This window comes from Neobacillus camarae (genome assembly GCF_054950115.1).
The window spans coordinates 221,501-243,127 of record NZ_JBUCKX010000002.1 but is presented as its reverse complement, the minus strand read 5'-3'; the positions used below and the strand labels follow the sequence as shown (position 1 = coordinate 243,127).

The 21,627-nt window shown below is 46.9% G+C and carries 19 protein-coding genes; 3 read left to right on the top strand and 16 right to left on the bottom strand.

What is annotated here, in order from left to right; all coding sequences use genetic code 11:
* Position 1: 1 nt before the first annotated feature.
* The 11 genes from ACY8D0_RS08890 to ACY8D0_RS08840 form a co-directional block, all read right to left on the bottom strand.
* Complete coding sequence (locus ACY8D0_RS08890; RefSeq protein ID WP_462410158.1) at positions 2-778, bottom strand: ABC transporter ATP-binding protein; 777 nt, start codon at positions 776-778, stop codon at positions 2-4.
* Entirely contained in the window at positions 756-1,730 is a 975-nt protein-coding gene (locus tag ACY8D0_RS08885) for a branched-chain amino acid ABC transporter permease (RefSeq protein WP_462410157.1), read from the bottom strand. Before ACY8D0_RS08885 ends, ACY8D0_RS08890 begins: the two co-directional genes overlap by 23 nt.
* A gap of 12 nt (positions 1,731-1,742) precedes the next feature.
* The gene (locus tag ACY8D0_RS08880) at positions 1,743-2,624 is read right to left on the bottom strand and encodes a branched-chain amino acid ABC transporter permease (protein ID WP_462410156.1); all 882 of its coding nucleotides are present in this window, start codon (positions 2,622-2,624) and stop codon (positions 1,743-1,745) included.
* Between the two features lie 75 nt (positions 2,625-2,699).
* Positions 2,700-3,887, bottom strand: a complete 1,188-nt coding sequence (locus tag ACY8D0_RS08875; RefSeq protein ID WP_462410155.1) for an ABC transporter substrate-binding protein — start codon at positions 3,885-3,887, stop codon at positions 2,700-2,702.
* Between the two features lie 316 nt (positions 3,888-4,203).
* Positions 4,204-5,358, bottom strand: coding sequence for an MFS transporter (locus ACY8D0_RS08870; RefSeq protein WP_462411329.1), 1,155 nt, complete (start codon positions 5,356-5,358; stop codon positions 4,204-4,206).
* Between the two features lie 422 nt (positions 5,359-5,780).
* Positions 5,781-7,628 (bottom strand): ABC transporter ATP-binding protein, encoded by a 1,848-nt coding sequence (locus tag ACY8D0_RS08865; RefSeq protein ID WP_462410154.1) that lies wholly within the window; start codon positions 7,626-7,628, stop codon positions 5,781-5,783.
* The gene (locus ACY8D0_RS08860) at positions 7,629-9,356 is read right to left on the bottom strand and encodes an ABC transporter ATP-binding protein (protein WP_462410153.1); all 1,728 of its coding nucleotides are present in this window, start codon (positions 9,354-9,356) and stop codon (positions 7,629-7,631) included. It abuts the gene before it with no gap.
* Between the two features lie 153 nt (positions 9,357-9,509).
* Positions 9,510-10,307, bottom strand: coding sequence for a DUF2705 family protein (locus ACY8D0_RS08855; protein ID WP_462410152.1), 798 nt, complete (start codon positions 10,305-10,307; stop codon positions 9,510-9,512).
* Positions 10,308-10,322: 15 nt separating this feature from the next.
* Positions 10,323-11,120: an ABC transporter permease subunit gene (locus ACY8D0_RS08850; protein ID WP_462410151.1), complete on the bottom strand. Its 798-nt coding sequence runs from the start codon at positions 11,118-11,120 to the stop codon at positions 10,323-10,325.
* Positions 11,121-11,126: 6 nt separating this feature from the next.
* A complete protein-coding gene (locus tag ACY8D0_RS08845; RefSeq protein ID WP_462410150.1) occupies positions 11,127-12,011 on the bottom strand; it encodes an ABC transporter ATP-binding protein in 885 nt (294 codons plus the stop codon).
* A 14-nt stretch (positions 12,012-12,025) separates the two neighbouring features.
* Positions 12,026-12,649 carry a TetR/AcrR family transcriptional regulator gene (locus ACY8D0_RS08840; protein ID WP_462410149.1) on the bottom strand — a complete coding sequence of 208 codons (624 nt, stop codon included), beginning with the start codon at positions 12,647-12,649 and terminating at the stop codon, positions 12,026-12,028.
* A gap of 148 nt (positions 12,650-12,797) precedes the next feature.
* On the opposite strand from ACY8D0_RS08840, the gene ACY8D0_RS08835 reads away from it, so the two are divergent.
* From ACY8D0_RS08835 to pepT, 3 genes are read left to right on the top strand one after another with little or no spacing between them, the layout of a single operon-like run.
* Positions 12,798-13,802 (top strand): nuclease-related domain-containing protein, encoded by a 1,005-nt coding sequence (locus ACY8D0_RS08835; RefSeq protein WP_462410148.1) that lies wholly within the window; start codon positions 12,798-12,800, stop codon positions 13,800-13,802.
* A gap of 11 nt (positions 13,803-13,813) precedes the next feature.
* Positions 13,814-14,221, top strand: coding sequence for a hypothetical protein (locus tag ACY8D0_RS08830; protein WP_462410147.1), 408 nt, complete (start codon positions 13,814-13,816; stop codon positions 14,219-14,221).
* 44 nt (positions 14,222-14,265) lie between these two features.
* Positions 14,266-15,501, top strand: a complete 1,236-nt coding sequence (gene pepT / locus ACY8D0_RS08825; protein WP_462410146.1) for a peptidase T — start codon at positions 14,266-14,268, stop codon at positions 15,499-15,501.
* A 36-nt stretch (positions 15,502-15,537) separates the two neighbouring features.
* Here the strand turns inward: pepT and ACY8D0_RS08820 are convergent, their stop codons facing one another.
* The 5 genes from ACY8D0_RS08820 to ACY8D0_RS08800 all read right to left on the bottom strand — a co-directional run bounded on the left by ACY8D0_RS08820 (position 15,538) and on the right by ACY8D0_RS08800 (position 21,612).
* The gene (locus tag ACY8D0_RS08820) at positions 15,538-16,494 is read right to left on the bottom strand and encodes a phosphotransferase family protein (protein WP_462410145.1); all 957 of its coding nucleotides are present in this window, start codon (positions 16,492-16,494) and stop codon (positions 15,538-15,540) included.
* Between the two features lie 83 nt (positions 16,495-16,577).
* Entirely contained in the window at positions 16,578-17,102 is a 525-nt protein-coding gene (locus ACY8D0_RS08815; RefSeq protein ID WP_462410144.1) for a hypothetical protein, read from the bottom strand.
* A gap of 126 nt (positions 17,103-17,228) precedes the next feature.
* Complete coding sequence (locus ACY8D0_RS08810) at positions 17,229-19,019, bottom strand: beta strand repeat-containing protein (protein ID WP_462410143.1); 1,791 nt, start codon at positions 19,017-19,019, stop codon at positions 17,229-17,231.
* 377 nt (positions 19,020-19,396) lie between these two features.
* Positions 19,397-19,807, bottom strand: a complete 411-nt coding sequence (locus ACY8D0_RS08805) for a hypothetical protein (RefSeq protein WP_462410142.1) — start codon at positions 19,805-19,807, stop codon at positions 19,397-19,399.
* A gap of 158 nt (positions 19,808-19,965) precedes the next feature.
* Positions 19,966-21,612: a hypothetical protein gene (locus tag ACY8D0_RS08800; RefSeq protein ID WP_462410141.1), complete on the bottom strand. Its 1,647-nt coding sequence runs from the start codon at positions 21,610-21,612 to the stop codon at positions 19,966-19,968.
* Positions 21,613-21,627 lie beyond the last annotated feature (15 nt).

The window sequence follows — 21,627 nt, the reverse complement described above, 5'->3', positions numbered from 1 at the left end:
GTTATGATACCTCCTCGCCGAGATACGCCTCAATAACTTTTGGATTGTTTCTGATTACCTCCGGTGTGCCGTCGGCAATCAATTGGCCATGGTCCAGTACATATATCCGCTCGCAAACTCCCATTACCAGATTCATATCATGCTCAATCAGCAAAATCGTCAGCGAGAATTTTTCACGGATTAACGCGATCAGATTCATCAGCTCTTCCGTTTCCTGTGGATTCATCCCCGCCGCCGGTTCATCAAGAAGCAAGAGCCTCGGGTTTGCGGCCAAAGCGCGGGCGATTTCCAGGCGGCGCTGTTGGCCGTACGGCAGGTTTTTGGCCTGCTCATGCATCACGCCATCAAGCTTAAAGATTTTTAAAAACTCAATCGCCTTTTGTTCCATTTCTTTCTCCCCCGAGAAATGGGAGGGGAGCCTTAGAATCGAACTTGCAATCGAATGCCTTGCCAGCGAGTGATAGGCAACTTTCACATTATCCAGCACCGACAAATCGCTAAACAACCGGATGTTTTGAAACGTCCGGCTGATGCCCTTTTTCGTGATTTTATAGGGGGCAAGGCCGTTCAGTTTTTTTCCATCGAGGAGAATGCTGCCTTCTGTCGGCACATACACGCCCGTCAACAAGTTGAAAAAGGTCGTTTTCCCAGCACCGTTTGGCCCAATCAGCCCGACCAATTCGCCTTCTTTCAGCTCCATATTCACTTCGGACACAGCCTTTAAACCTCCAAACCGGATTCCGGCATGGTCCACTTTAAGCAACGGTGTGTTTGTCATCTTGCATGCCTCCTTTTGCCGTGCGGCCTGCCTTAAAGAATGCGGTAATCTCCTTGGTCCCCATTAGTCCCTGCGGTCGGAACAGCATCATTACTATCAGCACAAGGCTGTAAATGACCATCCGCACCTCTGGGTAACTGGACAAGAAGGTGGAGATAATCGTTAATAAAATGGCAGCAATAACGGAGCCTGACATGCTTCCCAGCCCGCCGAGCACCACAAAAATCAAGATATCAAATGATTTTAAAAAGCCAAAGTTAACCGGCTGGATAATATAAAAGTTATGGGCATGCAGGGCACCGGCCACACCGGCAAAAAAGGCGCCAATGGCAAACGCCATGACTTTATAATAAGTAGTATTAATCCCCATCGCGTCCGCCGCAATCTCATTCTCGCGGATTGCCAAGCAGGCGCGGCCGTGGGTGGAGTTGGTAAAATTGACAATCACGACGATGGTAATCAGCACGCAGGCAGCCAACACCGGCCAGGATATCAGGTGGGACACCGTCATCCCGCTGGCACCGCCGACATATTCAATATTTAAAAAGGCAATCCGGACAATCTCGCCAAAACCCAGCGTGGCAATGGCCAAATAGTCGCCGCGCAGCCGCAATGTCGGAATCCCGATGATCAAACCGGCAACCGCTGCGGCCAACCCTGCGGCCACAATGGCTATTGGGAATGGCAACGCCAATTTCATGGTCACGATGGCCGAAACATAGGCACCGACGGCCAGAAAGCCAGCATGGCCAATGGAAAACTGGCCAGTAATCCCAATAATCAAATGCAGGCTGGCCGCAAGGATGATATTAATACCGATTGAATATAAGGTATTCACATAAAACGGGTTTAACGTGCCCCCGTTGATGAGAAATTGGATGACGACAGACAATAGGATAACCAACACCATCGTGCCCCAGAAACCTTTTACTTTTTTCACACTCTTCGCCATATCTCTCGCCCCCTACACCTTTTCCCTGACATTTTTGCCAAATAGGCCGGCAGGGCGGAAAATCAAAATCAAGATGAGAACAATGAAGGCGACGGCATCCCGCCAAAGGGAACCGCCGACCGCACTGACGAGGGCCTCAATGACACCCAATAACAGTCCGCCGGCCATCGCCCCGGGAATAATGCCGATGCCGCCCAGAACGGCAGCAACAAATGCCTTCAAGCCTGGGATAATCCCCATAAGCGGTTCGATTTTTGTATAATACATGCCAAAAATGACACCGGCGGCCCCCGCAAGAGCGGAACCAATGGCAAAGGTGGCGGAAATCGTGTTGTTGACATTGATGCCCATCAGTCTCGCGGCATCCATATCATGGGATACAGCACGCATGGCTTTGCCGATCTTGGTTTTATGAACGACGAACTGCAGGATGACCATTAAGATAATTGATACGGCTAAAATCAGGATCGATTGCCCGCTGATTTTCACACCGAAAAGGTCGACGCTTTTTAATGGAACAGCATCGTTAGGGTAGGCTTCCGGCTGCGCACCACGGATATAAATCGTTCCGTATTCGATGAATAGCGAAACCCCTATCGCCGTGATCAGGGCGGCAATCCGGGTCGCGTTCCTCAGCGGTTTGTAGGCGATCCGCTCAATCAAAACCCCAAAGATGGCGCAGGCTACCATGGAAATCAACAAAGCTGGGAAAATTCCCAAATGTAAAATAGTAATGGAATAAAAACCAATAAATGCACCGACCATGAACACGTCCCCATGGGCGAAGTTAATCAATTTGACGATCCCGTATACCATCGTATAGCCAAGGGCAATCAACGCATAAATACTCCCCAAGGAAATACCGTTGACCAGCTGCTGAATAAATTGTTCCATTTGCAAAACACTCCTTAGAAAGGACTTTAAAAACGAATAGGGAGAATGCACTCTCCCTATTCAACTAGTATTCTATTAAGGATTAACCTTTGCTTTAAACTTTTGTTCTCCGTTTTCGTATCCAAGAATAACGGCAGCTTTGATTGGATTATGATTTTTATCAAGCTTCATAGATCCAGTAATCAATTCAAGGCCATCTGTTTCAGCAAGCGCTTTTTGGATTTTCTTAGGATCGCTTGAGCCGGCACGCTTAATCGCATCCGATAAGAAATAAGCGGTATCATATCCTAATGCGTTGAATGCGTCTGGAGACTTATCTTTGTATTTGGCTTTAAAGGCTTTTACGAAATCTTGTACCTTTTGGTCATCATCACCTGAAGAATAGTGGTTGGTGATGAATGTATTGTTGAGCGCATCTTTTCCGGCAAGGTCAACCAATGTTGGGGAATCCCAGCCGTCCGCACCCATTAACGGAACATCCAGGCCGACTTCACGGGCTTGTTTAACAATCAGTCCCACTTCTTCATAATAGCCAGGAATAAACACGAAATCAGGGTTTTTTCCTTTGATATTCGTTAACTGGGAGTGGAAGTCAGTATCCTTAGCCACATAGGCTTCTTCGGATACGACCTTGCCGCCTTCTTTCGCGAATTTCTCTTTAAAGGAGTCCGCTAACCCTTTTGAATAATCACTGGAGCTGTCAATAAAGATAGCCGCTGTCTTTACCTTTAAATCCTTGGCAGCGAACTGGGCAGCAACTGTACCCTGGAATGGGTCAATGAAGCAAGTACGGAATACATAGTCGTTCAACTTTCCGCCCTTCACCGTCACATCTTCCGCTGTCCCAGTCGGTGTAATAATTGGAATGTTATTACTTTGGGCAATTTCAACCTGTGCTTTCGTATTTCCACTCGTCGCTGAACCGATAATGGCTACCACTTTATCCTGGCTGATCAGCTTGGTTGCGCCGTTAATGGCTTCCGGAGCCTCTGATTTGTTATCAAACGTTACAAGCTTTAGCTTTTTGCCGTCCACGCCGCCATCTTTGTTGATTTCCTCGAGTGCCAAATCAATACCTTCTTTAATTGACTGACCATAGGATGCCACACCACCGGACAATTCCAGGTTGGCCCCAATCTTGATCTCACCGCCGCCATCACTGTCACCGCCGCTGCCACCTGAACTCGATGAACTGCAGCCGGCAATCACGCCTGCCGCTACCATAAGCGACATGAAAATACCAGCTAATTTTCTCTTTCGCATGTTTTTACCCCCTGTTTTTATTAAAATTTTCCCAAGTTATAATCCCTAGTTGTCTTAAAAGATATAATATTCTGAAAACATTGTACATAATAATAGGCCGTTCGTCCAGTCATAATATTTGTTTTTTTAAAATAATTTTGAAAATAATGAATATTATTATATTTAACATCTTTAAAGTGTTAATCCAATAAAGCACAAAAGCCATCACCTGCCTGAAAGATAATTTTTCCCATAAAAAACTTTGTTTGGATATCATTCACTTTTTTACGATAAAAAAAAGAGATCCCCTCTACAGGGAATCCCATTCCGTCAATAATTATGCTAATTCTTGGTTTTTCGTTTCTTTTCCCAAAAACAGGACAGTAAAAGCGCCAATCAGGACCGATACGCAGAAGATCGTAAAAATCATGGTCACGGATAGATCTCGGGCCACAAAATACCCGGCCAGCAAGGGCCCCAGCACCCCGCCAAGCCGGCCAATTGCGGCTGCCATGCCAGTCCCGGTTGCCCTGATGGATGTCGGATATTGTTCCGGCGTGTAGGCGTACAAACCGCCCCAAGCTCCGAGGTTAAAAAATGACAGCAAGATGCCGGCTGCCATCAACAGAGCAAGCGAGTCGGCCGTTCCAAAGAAATAGGCGCTCACGGCTGTCCCAATCAGATAAGCCCCTAATACGAATTTCCGGCCGATTTTTTCAATGAACCAAGCGGCGGTAAAATAACCCGGCAGCTGGGCCAGCGTCATGATTAACACATATTGAAAGCTTTTGATTAAACTGAAGCCTTTCATCACCATCACACTCGGCAGCCATAAAAACATTCCGTAGTAAGAGAATACAACACAAAACCAGACAATCCACAACACGGCCGTTTGCCGGGCATGGCCCTTGGACCATAAATCCTTTAGGCTTTGAAGGACTGTTGGCTTCTGCCGGTCCTGAATTTCATTATATTTCGGGGAGTCCGGCAGGCCGATACGTAAATACAATCCGTACAGGGCAGGGAGCGCACTAATGATCAGCGCCGGCTGCCAGCCATACCTCGGAATAATATAATACGAAATCACAGCCGCTGCCAGCCAGCCGCCGGCCCAAAAGCTCTCCAGAAGAACGACCGTCCGGCCCCGCTTTTCAGCAGGGACACTTTCCGACACCAGCGTCGAGGCAACTGGCAGTTCCCCGCCCAAGCCCATGCCGATGAGAAACCTTAGTATGATAAAGGCAGTGAACGTGGTGGTAAAGGCACTAGCCCCGCTTGCCAATGAGAATAGTAATAACGTCATGATAAAGACCTGTTTGCGCCCGACCTTATCAGCCATGATTCCAAAAATAAACGCCCCGGCGGCCATCCCGATGGAGTTGACGCTCCCAATCCAGCCCATCTGCCCCGGGGTCAGCTGCCACTCGGCCTGCAATGCCGCGAGAATAAACGACAGCATCCCGACGTCCATGGCATCAAACATCCAGCCCATACCGGCGATACCCAATAATTTTCGATTGGAGGCAGTTCCCGATCTGTCCTTCTTTCGTCCCCAGACTTGGCCGCCTGCAGCCTGTTTCGTCCCGCTCATCTTCATTCCCCCATTTTTTTCAAAATGATATTTTTAGCATTCCCCAAAAAAGAGTTCACTAGGAAAAAACAATCTACGGACTAGTTTAACAGGTGTCTTGACAGTTGTCATTAAAAAAGGAGTTCCGCGAACAACTTCTGGTTTTTCCGAGAAAACGAGGATATCGGTGAAAATTTAGAGGATATCGGGAAAATTTTAAATATATCGGTAAAAATCCTCAATAAATCAGGAAAATAACCCCTTTATCAGGAAATAGGACACCTTACTAAAAATGTAAAAAAAAACAAAAATGGCCACTGCGCTCTGTCAGTGGCCAAACTTTTTCAACTGGCTGTTTCGGTATTTTTGAACTGGCTGGAAAACATCTGATAATATCTTCCCTGTTTGGCCATCAGCTGCTCATGGTTGCCGGCTTCGATGACCTCGCCGTGATCGATCACCATAATGACATCGGCGTCGCGGATCGTGTTTAACCGGTGGGCAATAATAAAGCTGGTGCGATTTTCCATCAGCGCAAGCAATGCCTTTTGAATATGGAGCTCAGTCCGGGTATCAATACTGCTGGTGGCCTCATCGAGAATTAACAAAGCCGGTTTTGCCAGGATGACCCTGGTAATCGCCAACAGCTGGCGCTCCCCTTGGCTTAAGTTCCCGCCATTTTCTGATAACAAGGTTTCATATTGGCGGGGAAGCCGTCGGATAAACGCGTCTGCCCCGGCCATTCTCGCCGCCGCCACAATTTCCTTGTCCGTTGCATCTGGTTTCCCGTACTTAATATTTTCTTTAATCGAGCCGGTGAACAAGTACGTATCCTGAAGCACAAACCCGAAACAGCGCCGCAGGCTGTCTCTCGTATAATCGCGAATATCGCGGCCATCCAACTGGATGCTGCCTTCCGTCACATCATAAAACCGGGTCAGAAGATTCACCACAGTGGTTTTTCCCGCACCAGTCGGGCCAACCAAGGCAATACTGGTGCCCGCCTTCACTTCAAAGCTGACATCTTTTAAAATCTTCACATCCGGCCGGTATCCAAAGCTGACGTGGTCAAACACGACGTTGCCTTGCGGATTCTCAAGCCGTACCGCACCTTTCGCGTCATCCGGTTCCTCCTGCTCATCCATCACCTCAAACACCCGCTCGGCACCGGCCACACCGGACTGAAGGATATTAAAAATATTCGCAAGATCGTTGAGCGGGCGGACAAACTGCCGCGAATAGGTGATGAAGCTGGCAATTGCCCCGACCGTAATCAGGCTCTTGACCGCGAGCACACCGCCGACTATGGCCACTATTGTAAAGCCAAGGTTGCCGATGACATTCATGATTGGCATCAAAAACCCCGACCAAATTTGTGCCTTGAGGCCGACCTCGCGCAGCTTGGTGTTGACCTCTTCAAATTCTTCAATCACCTTGTCCTCATGGTTAAAGGCCTTGACCACTTCGATTCCGGAGATTGTTTCTTCGATTTGCCCGTTCAATTTTCCCAGCTGGACTTGCTGGTTTTTAAACAAGACACTGGTCCGCTTCGCAATCGTCCGGGTCAGCAAATAGACAAGCGGGACGGTGATTAAGCTGGCTACCGTTAAAATAGGACTTAGCACCAGCATCATGACAAGTGAGCCGACAATCCCAATCAGCCCGGACATCAGCTGGGTGGTTGATTGGGAAATTGTGCTGCTGACGTTATCCACATCATTCGACAGCCGGCTCATCAATTCGCCGTGTGCCCGGGCATCGAAAAAGGCCACCGGCAGCCGCTGCAGCTTTTTAAACAGGGAATCTCTTAGTTCCTTAACAATCCGCTGGGCGACACCGGCCATCAGCCAGCCCTGCAAAAAGTTGAGGACAGCACTTGACGCATAGGCGCTGACCAACACGATCATCATGATCTCCAAAAAGCTGAAATTGACCGACCCTTTCGTGGGGCTCATTGCGTCAATCGCCTTACCAATCAAATAGGGATTCATGAGTACGAGGACCGCGTCAATGACGATAAATACAAAGACGATGGACAGCATTTTTCGCTCTTTGCCAAAATAATTCCATAACCGCTTCAGCGTGCCTTTGAAATTCTTGGGTTTGACCACCGGCCCGCGCTGATGGGGCCCGCCAGGACGGAGCGGCGGCGGCCCTGGGGGATTGTTTCTCTGCGCTGTTCCATTTGCCATTTAGACCACCTCCTTGCCCATTTGCGAACGATAGATTTCCTGATAGACTGTACATTCCTTCATTAATTGTTCATGTGTCCCGACGCCGGCAATCTCCCCATGGTCCAAGACGACAATTTTATCCGCATCCATCATCGAAGTGATCCGCTGGGCAATCAGGATACAGGTTATTCCGCTGGCATAGGTTTTTAATCCGTGCTTCATTTTTGCTTCCGTGGCCACGTCGACTGCACTCGTGCTGTCATCTAATATCAAAATCTCCGGTTTCTTCACCAAGGCACGGGCAATCGCCAGCCGCTGTTTTTGCCCGCCGGAAAAATTAACACCGCCCTGGCCAATATTTGTTTCATAGCCTTCCGGAGAAGCGGCAATAAACTCATCGGCACAGGCAATCATTGCCGCCGCCTCCACTTCAGGAAGAGAGGCATCCTCTTTGCCCCAGCGGATATTCTCCGCTACCGTTCCAGTGAACAAGATATTTTTTTGCGGCACGAAAGCGATCCTTTCCCGGAGTGCCTTTGGATTTACATCCTTGATATCGACCCCGTCGACTTTAATTGAGCCGCTTACCACATCATAAAACCGGGGTATGAGCTTAACCAAGGAGCTTTTCCCCGAGCCCGTCGAGCCGATGATGCCGACCGTTTCCCCAGGCAGGATGGTCAAATTGATTTTTTTCAAGACCGGTTCTTCGCCATTCGTGTCATAGGAAAAGCTGACATTTTCAAAATCAATTCTTCCGGTTTCCGCCGTGGAGGGAAGGGTTTCTTTTGTCCAAGAAAAATCATCCTGTTCGGCAAACACTTCGCCGATTCTCTCGGCCGATGCACGGGCTCTGACAAACATGTTAAACACCATGGAAATCATCATCAGGGAGAACAAGATTTGCGTCATATAGTTGATAAATGCAATGGTTTGCCCCACTTGAACCTTGCCTGATTCGACGCCCAGCCCGCTTAGCCAAAGCACGGCGACGATTCCCATATTAACGGTCAGCATGATGGTCGGGCTGAATACCGCCATCACGCGGCTCGCCGCAATCGATTGATTCTTAAACTGTTCATTCACTTGGGAAAACTTCGCCACCTCAACCCCAAACCGGTTAAACGCCTTGACCACCCGGACGCCCGACAAATATTCCCGCATCACGAGGTTGACCCGGTCCAGGGCATTTTGTACCTTGGAGAATAACGGGAAACCAAATTTCATGTTGAGGACGATCATGATGGCAACAATCGGCACCACGACCGCAAGGACAACTGCAAGGTGCAGATTCAGCCTTGAAGCCATAATCAGCCCGCCTATCGCGAGCAGCGGCGACTTCACGAAAATCCGCATCAGTCCGTTGACAAACACCTGCACTTGGGTGACATCGTTGGTCAGCCTTGTAATCAAAGAGGCCCGCTCAAACTTATCGATATTTTTAAATGATAAGGTTTGGATTTTTTTAAACAAATCGCTTCTCAGGTCCGTGCCAAAGCCTTGCGACGTAATGCTGGCCGTAATGCTCCGCGTCGAGGCGGCCACGGCGCCAAGCGCGGTAACCGCAAGCATCAAACCGCCCATTTTTAACACATAATGCAGATCCTTATTGGCGACACCTTTATCGACAATATGGGCCATGACGGTTGGCTGCAGCAAATCGCAAACCGCCTCAATTGTGAGGAAAAAAACCGCAACACTAAACGACTTCCAATATTTTTTGATGTACTTTTTTAAAAACGCCATTGTCTCACCCCGGTGTTTCCATTCTGAATATCTGTATTATAGGTTTGTCGGTTCCGAATAAACAACTAATAAAGCTTGGGTTTTTATTGGCAGAAAAAGACCGGGGCAGGGGCCGCCGGTCTTTGGGAAATGTCCGCACTTCTTGCATTTATCTTATATGTTTAAATCCCGTTTCCGATAACACACATACGTGATGGCTGTAAGGGACGCGGTGATTACGATGGAGAGAGTGACGAAAACTATATCCAGCCCGCCGCCGTACATGACATTTTTCGCTTCAAAGTATTTGAACGGGGTCAGGTATTTTAAGGGCTCGATGTCCTCATTCAAATCTATCGCCACCGACAACACATACGTCAGCAACAGGATAGCCGTGGCAAGGGACGCCGCCGATTTCGGCTTCCTTTTGACTGCGGCAATCGCACAGCCAATTAACATAAACAGAACCTGTAAAATAAACATTCCCGCCATGGTGATGCCAATGTCGCCGTTCATGTCCCCGCCTTTGGCATACCGCCCCATTATGACAACGGAAGACCCATAGGTTACTAGATTGAAGAGGACAATATTCACGAACGCGGCCAACAGCTTAGCGGTGATAACCCGCGTCCGCGACACCGGCTTAACAAATAAAAACTCCGATGTCTTGTCGCGTTCTTCCTTGGCGATCATCGTGGCGCCCAGCATGGCCGCATGGATGGTGGCCATCAGTAATAAGTAGAGAAATAACAATCCGTAGTAGCCGCTCGGCTTGGAGACATCCAAGTCATTGAATCCGAGCACCGCCGCCAATGACTTCGGCATGTCGGCCAGCAAATCATCCATGGACTGGCCCGAAGAGGAGTACGCCTCATATTTGCCCATGCCGGACACCACCATCAGGAACACACCAATGCACCAAAAAATCAGCGATTTCCGGTGCGACCTTAATTCTTTTAAAAATATATTCATGGTTGGTTCCTCCCGCTAAACCGCATGGATATCTTTTTTGACATACACCAGATAGCTCGCCGCAATGGCCAGCACGATAATGGCCAAACCCGTCAGCAAATAGGAAGCTTCATAGCCTGCGTGTTCCATAATATAGGCGTTGTCAAAGTATTTAAACGGCGATAGGTACCGTTTCGCTTCATCACCGGTTGTGGCACTGAACATGCCTAGAAAGTAGAACCCGAAAACCGTGGCCAAAGACACCGTCAGGACAGACTTTATTTTAGAAACCAGCACCGACACGATGATTCCTCTGGCCAGAAAAATCAGTTGGATAAACAGCACGGTAAGGGACAGCAAGAAGAAGGTTTTCATGCTAAAATCCTCTGTCTGCACTTGCAAGGCCGTGATGCCAGCCGCTGCCGCATAAACGGCAAACGTGATCACAAGCGATACCAGCGCCGCCAGCAGCTTAGCTGTTAAAATCCGTGTGCGGGTGACGGGTTTCGTTAACAGAAAATCGGCGGTTTTTTCTCGAGTCTCCTTGCTGATGATGCCCGTTCCGAGATTCATCGCCTGAATCGCGCCACACAGGGTGATAAAGCTAAGCGGATAGCTGTAAAAACCAATGATTGAAAAGAAATTGTCCAGGTTGATGCCGAATGCCTGCCTGATGGCTTCCGGATAGTTGGCTAGCAGTCTAGTAAACTCCTCGGCGTCTTTTGAAAAAGAACTATAAAAGGACATGAACAGGATGATGACCGCGACTAACGAAAGTGACCAGATGATGGTAGACTTCCGGTAGGCTTTTAGCTCATGAAGGAAGATGTTCATGGCTCTTTACCCCTCCTTTTCGTAATAGTGCAGGAAAATCTCCTCGAGGTCCGGTTCCTCCACCCACAGGTTAGCAATCTCCAGTTCGGCAATTTTTTTCATCATGTGGTTGAGGTCGCCGCGGAACATAAAGCTGGTCGTATGGCCGCTTATGGTCAAATTGTTGACGCCTTCCTGTTGGAAATAATCTTGTGGAATCGGCGATTTGGTCTGTATTTTGAACTTCTTATAGTTGTTTTCTTGCAATGTGCTGATTTTTTCAACAGCGACAATTCTTCCTTCTTTAATAATCGCCACCCGGTTGCACAAGCGCTGTACCTCGCTGAGGATGTGCGAGGAAAATAGAATCGTCGCACCTTTTTTATTTTCCGCCTCTAATAGCTCAAAGAATTTCTGCTGCATCAGCGGGTCGAGGCCGCTGGTCGGCTCGTCGAGAATGATCAATTTGGGTTCATGAAGCAGCCCCTGGACGATCCCGACCTTTTTCTTATTTCCCAACGACAGGTCATCGATTTTTTTATGGAGGTCGAGGTCCATGATTTCTGCCAACTCTTTGATTCTCTTGCGGCAATCTTTTTTATAAAAACTGGCGGAGTAGTTTAATAGGTCTTTCACCTTCATATTGTCATAGTAAAAAACTTCAGAAGGCAAATAACCAATTTCCTTCTTTATTTCCTGGGCAAATTGGATGCAATCCTTTCCAAAAATCGCGGCGCTGCCGCTGGTCGGGTAGATGAGCGATAGCAGGGTGCGAATGGTGGTGGATTTGCCGGCCCCGTTCGGTCCAATGAACCCAAAAATTTCCCCTTCCTCGACGGTAAAGCTGATGTCGCTGATGCCTCTTGACTTGCCGTAGGTTTTGGTCAGGTTTTTGATTTCAATCACATTCATGGGTAAGGCCTCCCTTATCGATAAAACAACTTTGTTAAGACTTCAAAGTAACCTTCGGCTTCCTGTTGGATTTTTGAATAGTCAATGTCATGGCCGGGTATTAATTTGGCTTTAGCCAGCTCCTCATTGCTTAATTTTTCAAGCGTCCATGTGATGATTTTCAAGATTTTTTGAATGTCGATGTCGTCCCTGAATTTGGTAAAGTCGATGCCTTCATAAATTTTCCCAAAGTTGCTTGCATTGAGTTGGTTGGTCTTATTTTCGATGTCGGCTTTAATCTCTTTTGAGTCATCCAAGATGGCCTCTTCGATAAATTTAAAGATATCCGGATATTGGCTGAGCAGCTCCATTTTGATCATGACGGACCGGCGCATTCTTGCAAAAAAGTCCGTCTCCGTTAAGTCGATTTTTTTATAAAATTCATCGGTAATGATTTGGATGCAATAGTCAAATAAAAACAGAAAAAGTTTCTTTTTGTTTTGGAAGTAATGAAACAGCAAGCCTTTCGAGATGCCCGCTTCCTTCACCATTTCATTGGTTGATGCTTTATCGTATCCGTTTTGGGCGAATTCTTTGATGGCTGCGTTGATGATTCGGGTTTGTTTTTCCTCTTCCAGGCTAAAAAATTTTGAAAACAACTTGATGGTTGCCTCCTTTTTAATTATTGACCAACTGGGTCAATCACATTTTAACTCCGCTGACCACAGTGGTCAATAGGCGTATTTTACAAAATTATGAAACTGCTTCGCCCTTCATAGTAACGGGTGTTGGGATGTGCTACGATGCATGGTGAAAGCTTATTTTTGGGAGGTGGTTGTTATTTGTGCTGTAAAAGAAAGAGATCCGTCTTTGAAGCTGCAAGGATTGAGGGCCGGACAAGCCCGGTTAGCAGCGGGGCATCCGCTTGTTCCGGTTTTGGCCGCTAAGCAGTCGGCGGTGGAGGCCGGGATTGGCGGAGAGGAGAGGGTAGCTGAAGCTCTTCGCAAGTGCTCCATACCGTTTGAGCATCATATTTTCCACGATTTATCCCCTTCTTCTGATGAGTGTTTTCAGATGGACACTTATGTTTATACTCCATGGTTCGGGCTGGTATTGGAGGCAAAAAATATTGCTGGCATTTTGGAGTTTCACGATAATCCTCCACAGTTAATTCGGACGAGGGAGGATGGCCAGCGGGATGGGTTTGAGAGTCCAGCCGCCCAATTGGAACGGAATTGTGAATTGCTGCGTAATTGGAACGCACGCCACAGCATAAGGCTGCCAATCTATGGGGCTGTTGTGGTGGCTTATCCTAAGCAAATTGTCTCTGTAGCCCCGGCAAAAACGAAGGTGCTGTTCCCCAGTTCGATTCCTTCTTTTATTAAAAGTATTCCACGGCAAAACAACAAGCTAGATCTTGAAACCTTCAACTGGCTTTCACAGGAGCTTCTTCACAGTCATCGCCCTTTTATTCCGAAACCCATTTCTGAGACGTACGGAATACCGGCAGGCAATTTCAAGCCTGGATCGCGCTGTTTTACATGCGGCAGGATTGGCATGATTAAGTTGCCAAGAACATGGCATTGCCCGTTTTGCGGGGCAAATGACCAGTTGGCTCACGAAAAAAATTTGCTAGATTGGTTTTTGCTGATTAAGAGAAGTATTACCAATAGGGAGTGCAGGGAGTTTTTGGGGATAAGCGATATCCAGGTTGCAAAGCGTATTTTACAAAGCATGAATTGGCAAACAGAAGGGAAGTTTAGGCATCTGAAATATATAATGGATTTTGATAGTTTTTATATTATTAAATAGATATCTTATTTATGCCTCCTCATACGACAGTTGAGTTGCCCTATCCGACAGTTGCTCTCTTAACGACAGTGGCGCCTCCTCATACGACAGTTGAGCTCGCTTATCCGACAGTTACTCGCTTAACGACAGTTGGCCTACTCTATCCGACAGTTGAGCTCTCCTATCCGACAGTGGCGCCTCCTCATACGACAGTTGAGTTGCCCTATCCGACAGTTGCTCGCTTAACGACAGTTGGACTGCCCTATCCGACAGTGGCGCCTCCTCATACGACAGTTGAGCTCGCTTATCCGACAGTTGCTGGCTTAACGACAGTAGCTCGCCTAACGACAGTGGCGCCTCCTTATACGACAGTTGCAGCACGCCATCCGACAGTTACCCTATTCTTATCACTAAAAAGTGTAGCCATCGCCATAAAGTGATATGATAATCATGTAAAAAATCAGAACACAGGGAGTGTGCTACAGTGAAGGATGAATTAATCAAAAGATTTACTTCCTATGCAAAAGTCGAGACCCAGTCCGACGAAAACAGCGAAACCACCCCATCGACAGAAGGGCAGTGGACATTGCTTCGCATGCTGGTCGACGAACTCAAAGAAATCGGCATGGCAGAAGTGACTATCGATGAGAACGGCTACGTGATGGCAACATTGCCAGCCAACACCAATAAAGACGTGCCAACCATCGGCTTCCTCGCCCACGTTGACACCGCCACCGACTTTACCGGCAAAAACGTCAATCCGCAAATCGTCGACAACTATGATGGCGGGGATATCGTTTTAAACGAGGCACTAAAAGTGGTCATGTCACCAAAAGATTTTCCAAACCTGCAAAACTACAAGGGCCATACCTTAATCACCACCGATGGCACCACCTTGTTGGGAGCCGATGACAAATCAGGCGTCACCGAAATCATGACCGCCATGGCCTACCTGATACAGCACCCTGAAATCAAACATGGAAAAATCCGCGTTGCCTTCACGCCAGACGAAGAAATTGGCAGAGGACCGCATAAATTCGACGTCAAAGCCTTCAACGCCAAATACGCGTACACCGTGGACGGGGGTCCATTAGGGGAGTTGGAATACGAAAGCTTCAATGCCGCTGCAGCCAAAATCACCATTAAAGGAAACAACATTCACCCAGGCTCAGCCAAAGACAAAATGGTCAACTCGATGAAAATCGGCATGGAATTACATAGCAAACTGCCCGCACAAGAAGCGCCGGAGTATACCGAAAACTATGAAGGCTTCTACCATCTCATCTCATTCAATGGCGAAGTCGAACAAACTAAACTTTACTATATTATTCGTGACCATAACAGGGAAAACTTCAATAACCGCAAAACAACTATTGAAAACATCGTCAATGAGCTGAACGAAAAATACGGCCAAGACACCATTCAGCTTGATTTAAAAGATCAATATTACAACATGCGAGAAAAAATTGAACCGGTGAAAGAAATCGTGGATATTGCCCATCAGGCAATGGAGAACCTAGGCATCACGCCAATCATCCAGCCAATCCGCGGCGGTACAGACGGATCCCAGCTATCTTACATGGGGCTTCCGACGCCAAACATTTTTACCGGCGGCGAAAACTTCCACGGGAAATTCGAATTTATTTCCGTGGAAAACATGGTTAAAGCCACCCAAACCATCATCGAAGTTACCAAGCTGTTTGAACAAAAGGCACAATAACATTCCGGAAAAACTAACTTGGGCTGCCAGCCTGGGTTAGTTTTTTTCATAACAGTAGAGGGCCTCAGTGCATTGGCTTAGTACCCTAACCGTCTCCTGCAACTGATTTTCCAACCGTTCCCTTGGCCATATTCCAGCATCGGCCTGAAGGTCCTTTTTGATCAACCCCAGCATCCACATGGAAAACAAGGAAGAAAACAAATAGTATTCTCGGATAAACGCCTCGCGGTTCACCTCAACCTTGACTTCATCGAGATATAAATTTAACACGCGCCTTCTTAACCCGTCAGTCATTTGTTTAGGAAAGAGGGGATGAGATAAGTCCAACACATGGTATAAATCCCAATGGGGTGTATTGAGATGGGCATGTTCCCAATCCAAAACGATCATCCGTCCGTCGGTGGCAAAGGCAAAGTTACCCGCATGCAAATCTCCATGCGACAGCACCTGTTTCTTTGAAAATATGAAACTATCAATTAAGGAAAAGATAGACTGGATCCACGCTTTCTTCATTCCATACTTGGGCAACGTATCGAGCCATTCTTCCTTGCCTGTCCTGACTTCCGATATGATATCTTCGATGCGCGGCTTCAGACCGTTTACCGGAAGGTCCACAAAAGTTTCAACCGGTAGGGAGTGCCACCAAGCCATCAGTTTGGTCACGGCCAACATAGCGGCTTCATCCGCCACGTGGGAAAGGGACCCGACATCTTCGAGAATCATCCAGCTTAATTCCGGACGGTTTCCCTCAGATTGGTCGAGAATTTTTGGAAAAATAGCAGGAAAACCTGCCAGTATGTGCTCGTTCACCCAAGATTCCCGGCCAAATTGCTGCTCGTTGGTTAATGGCTTAAAAATATAGGATTCCGCTTCTGTCAAATAGAAGCGTTCCACATACTTGCCGTTCATTCCCTTATAAAGAATCTCCCGTTTCATGACGAGTCGATCATTTAATGTTCCGTCTGCGTTGACTATATTCTTCGGAAGTACCATTTGGACACAACCCTTTATTAGCATAGGGGCCAGTCCGATGCGAGACTGGCCCTGTATTGATCCCACCTATTATACCTTCCCGTTTATGGATTTGGAATAGTAGAGGAGAACTGATTAGTGTATCCTTGTGTTTTTTGTTTCTGAACAGAAAGTCCTCCAGCAACAGAGCCTTCAAATTGGAAAGTAACGGCTGTGCTCCGCTGGGCTAGAACCGAATAACCGGCAGAAGTAGTTGATGTGGACTGCCCGCTGGAACCTGCAACATTAGTCGTTTGGGTTCCCGTTGCTCCAGTTTGGCTGGCATTAATAGCTGTATCCTGGGTTTGAGAAGCTTGAGCCGTTCCCGAACCATTTGAAGTGCCGCTTTGCACTTGGGATCCACTGGCAACAGCCGCTTGGCCCTGGGCCGAACCGCCTGAGCTGCCTGCTTGGCCGGATGTGGAATTTACAGTTTTCGTTTGAAATTGATAAAAGCTTGCCCAACCGCTGGCATTTTGAGTTTGGGACAGTGAAGGACTAGCCGACTGTGCCGCAAAAGCTTGAGTGCTGAAAAGTCCAATTCCTAAAGCGGAAACTGCTAATAAAGATCCGATTGATTTCTTAATCATGCTACAACTCCTCCAAAAATAAATGTGGTATACTTATTACGAAAATATTGTTCTTATTAGAGAACACTTAAACAAAAAGCCCCATCCAGCATATGACTAGATGGAGCTGAAAGTGTTAAATCGTTATTAGTTAGCTGCGGTTTGGCCTTGAACAACCGTAAAGCTTGAAGATTGGCTTTGAGTAATATTCGTACCGACAGCAGCTGCATTTTGAGATGTCGTATTGGAAGCTGTTTGAGCTTGGTTTGCATTACCTGCGGCAGCTTGTGTTTGGGCAATGTTGTTATCAGAACTTTGAGTAGCAGTATTGTTTGTGCCTGCAGCAGTTGCAACAGATGTTGTATCAGTTGAAGCCGCTTGGGACTGATTTGCTGTACCTGCAGCTGATTGAGCTTGAGTTGTGGTGTTTTCAGCTGATTGGGCAACAGCATTGCCAGTTCCGACAGCTTCCCCACTTTGAGCCACACTATTGTCTGCTGCTTGAGCTTGGTCAGCGCCAGCTGATCCTGATTGAGCTTGAGTTGTTGTGTCTTCTACAGCTTGCTCAACAGCATTGCCAGTGCCACTTGAAGCACCCAATTGCTCTGTGCTGTTTGCTGAATCTTGAGCTTGTGTTGCACCTGTACCGGCTTGAGTTTGAGTAGTATCCGTTACAACTTCTTGCTCAACAGCATTACCCGTACCGGCAGCGTCAGCCAATTGTAAAGAACCATTAGCAGCAGCTTGAGATTGGTCAGAACCTGCGCCGCCTGTTTGAGTTTGAACTGTTCCTTGATCGGCTACTTGATCGACATCGTTATAAGATCCGGCTGCAGCAGCTCCCTGACCTGCATAGGCATCAGAAGACTGGGATTGAGAAGCGCCAGAAGCACCGACTTGAGTTTGGTCAGAATCCGCATCTACGTTTTGGTTAACATCGTTATGAACACCAGATGCGTCGCCAGATTGTTCAGCTGTCTTAGATGCATCTTGGCTTTGTCCAATAAGTACCCCTACGCCCACTTGAGATTGAGCTGTATCGTTATCGACGCTTTGATTAACATCACTGCCAACGCCGGATGCTTCAGAACCCTGAGTAGAAGTAGTTGATGAGCCTTGACCTTGAAGGATCAATGCACCAACAGCCACTTGGGTTTGGTCAAGATCATTGTCGATATCCTGGTCTTGGCCAAGGTATTCTCCTGCAGAAGTTTGAGCTTGTGTATTTGTATTGGAAGAACCTTGCAGCTGGCCGATTAGGACACCGACTCCAACTTGTCCTTGATTAGTATTATTGTCAATATCTTGGTTTTGTGTATTTGCTTTGCCGCTGGTAGCATGGTCTTGGTTATTCGTATTGGCAGAGCCTTGCAGCTGGCCGATTAATACGCCCAAAGCGCCTTGACCTTGGCTTGTGCTGTTATCAGCATCTTGCTTTTGGTTATTGTAGCTGCCACTTGCAGATTGGCCTTGGCCATTGCTGTTAGCAGAACCTTGCAATTGGCCGATTAATACGCCAAGTGCTCCTTGTAATTGAACGTCAGTATTGCTGGCAGCCGAGTCCTGTTGATTCGCTTTGCCAGATACTGCTTGGAACTGGTCAGCAGCACTTCCTGAACCTTGTAATTGGGCAATTAACGCACCAGCGCCAACTTGGCCTTGGAATTTAGTAATGCTGAGGTCTTGGTTTTGACGATTTTTATATCCTAGTGTACCTTGGAATTGATGGACACTGTCACTATCGCCTTGCAATTGGAAAACAGTTCCGCCAAATGCTCTTTGGAATTGAACATTTTGCTTAGTTGCATCGGAGCTGCTGCTGTTGTATCCGTAGGATGCAAATGCGGAAGTGGCACCTAAAATAGTTCCTGCTGCGACCGCTGCACTGACGAATTTCTTCATGTTGAGTACGTTTCTAACATCTTTGAAATTTTTCAATTTCTATGACCTCCACTTGATTTTTTTTTGGAAATTTTCTTCCCACGCTTAGTATACGATGACTGGAAACTATTAGGAAAACCGTAAAATCAGCCAAAATTTCTTAATAACGAACAATTATTGTTCTTTATTTAGTTATTCCTCTGTTTTTCTCACTTTTTTACTTTTTTTCATTTTTCTGGTCTTTTAGTAAAGATATCTGTTCCATTCGGGTGCTGATTCCAGCTCCAGACAACTAGCAAACCCGCAGGAGTGCTGGAGCACCTGAATTCTTCCCGATCCGGATTCAAGCACCTTCCGCTCCAATCAACAGAGTTAAAAAGTCCTTTCACAATCCCAAAGTAAAAAAGTCCCAATGAATGGGACTCAAAAAACTTTTAGTTATGGTATCCTATGCTTGTTTTAATAGGCCTATCAGGCTGTTTTGCTGCCTTTTTGCGTTCCATTGGTATCAGTTTATTGAGCAAGCCAAAAACACTTAAAAATAAAAATAATAGGGTAAGGCCAAACCAAGTATAGGTTAAGGTTTCTCTGGCTTTCTCTATTAAGGCGGGCTCCTTATCAGTTGTGGCAGGTTTCTCTGTTCCATAATAACTTTGGGAGCCATCCACTCCGTAAATGACAACCCAGCTCTGATTGGCCCAATTATCTTTTTTGTGATAAATAATAATGTCGGTATTGTTATCCTTTTGTGTTTGTTTAGGTCCCTCAGACCAGCGCTCCGACCAGGCAAACAACAAGCTGATGGTGATGGTGATGCATACCGCTATAAAAATATTGTTCTTCAACCCTATTCAACTCCTTTTTTTCAGATAAAAGAGCTCTCCAATAGGAAAAGGGCTCTGGAACCACAACGCAATATATAGAGGTATTTTTCGAAAAACTTCCTATATATTGGTATTGGCGTGGCGCCAGACCCCTTGTTGGACAGCCCATTGAAAGAAAACTAGTTAGACTTAGTACGCCTGAACCGCAACATTAATCCTCCGGCAGCAATCAAGCTGCCGATTAAAAGGTAATTGTAAATATTAGAAGCGGTTACTGGCAGTGTATTGGCTTTTACCGTATTAGCCGAAGCCGTTTGGGAATTTGTATTTGCCGCCGGTGTTGGATTGCTCACATGTTCAATATTAAGAACAGGCTGTGGCTGCTGGCTCGCGGTTGGCACCGGTGTTTCACTTTGCGGCGGGGTTACAGTCCCTTCATTTCCATTAGATGGTGGTGTCGCCGGACCCTCACCGCTGTTTCCATCTTGCGGTGGTGTTACAGGGTCCTCGTTGCCGTTAGCTGGAGGCGTCACTGGATCATCGCCTTGGTTTCCATCCTGCGGCGGTGTTACCGGATCATCATTTCCATCCACTGGCGGTGTCACCGGACCATCATTCGTTGGCTTGCCTTCTGTTTCCTTTTCCATTAAGAACCCGAGACCAAGGAAACTCGACATCGTCGTCTCAAACTGCTGCAACGTTTCATTAAAGCTTACTTTGGCAAAGTTAGTGACAATGAGATTTCCCCAATCATATTGCTTTTCAAATTTTTGATGGTGGGATCCATTTTCCAATTCTTCTAATGTGTACTCATTAGAGAATACATCGACAACTTCGTCATTCACCTTAATTTCCTGAAAGATTTTAACAATGCTTTTCACGGAGTCCTTGACGATTTCCACGTAGTTTCTGGATGTGACATTCACGCCCACATCGACTGCTCTTTTCAATGCATCCACAATGCTGCCCTTTACTTCAGCCTGTTGGGTTTGTTCTGCTGCAGCAGAGCCTGAAGAGCTCATGTGCTGGGTTTGTATAGCGTCAATGTTGGCTTGCTGTTTATCCTTGGCAGCGCCATCTTCCTTCACTTCTTGATCCAGTTTTTGATTCACTTCTGTCAGCTGATGTTGAAAAATAAAACCATCACCATCAAAACCAGCGCTCTGTGATTGACCGGTTGAAACGTCCGAACTTTGGCTATGAGAGAGGGTTTCATCGTCTGAAAGTGTCACTTCCTGGGTTTGTCCGGCATTAATTTCAGTGCCCTGACTCTGCTCTGTTGAGGTTGGGCCAGGGGCTGTGACATTCTGCAATTGACCAGTTTCAATACTGGTCTCCTGGCTTTGTGAAGCCTGGCCATTTTGATTATCTTGACTATCATCCTGGCAGGAAGCTTGCACACTTACATATTGTTCTTGGCAAATTCCCCCGTCAGCAAACTGATCCTGGGTTACCTCTGCTTCACTTTGTACATTCTGATTTTGCTCTACACTGGCATCCGTAGATTGATCTTGGTTGGTGGCCTTTTCGGAATTGGTTTCCTTTTGGGCGTTTTCATCCGTATTGTCCCTACTTTCCTCGGCAGCGTTTCCTTGGTTGTCCTCCGATAGGGCTTCTTCGGATTGATTATCAATTCCTATTTGTTCGTTATTATTGGGAGATGCCTGGCTTTCAACTTGACTTTGCAAATCATTCGGAGTTTGTACCGAATTTGGCATTGCTTCCTGCACAATGCCGTTTATTTCTTCGGCATGGACCAATCCTCCGGTAAATCCTGTTGTAAGGGAGTATAGTAAGAAAATGGATAGTACAAGCTTTTTAAGCATCTTTTCCCTCCTTTC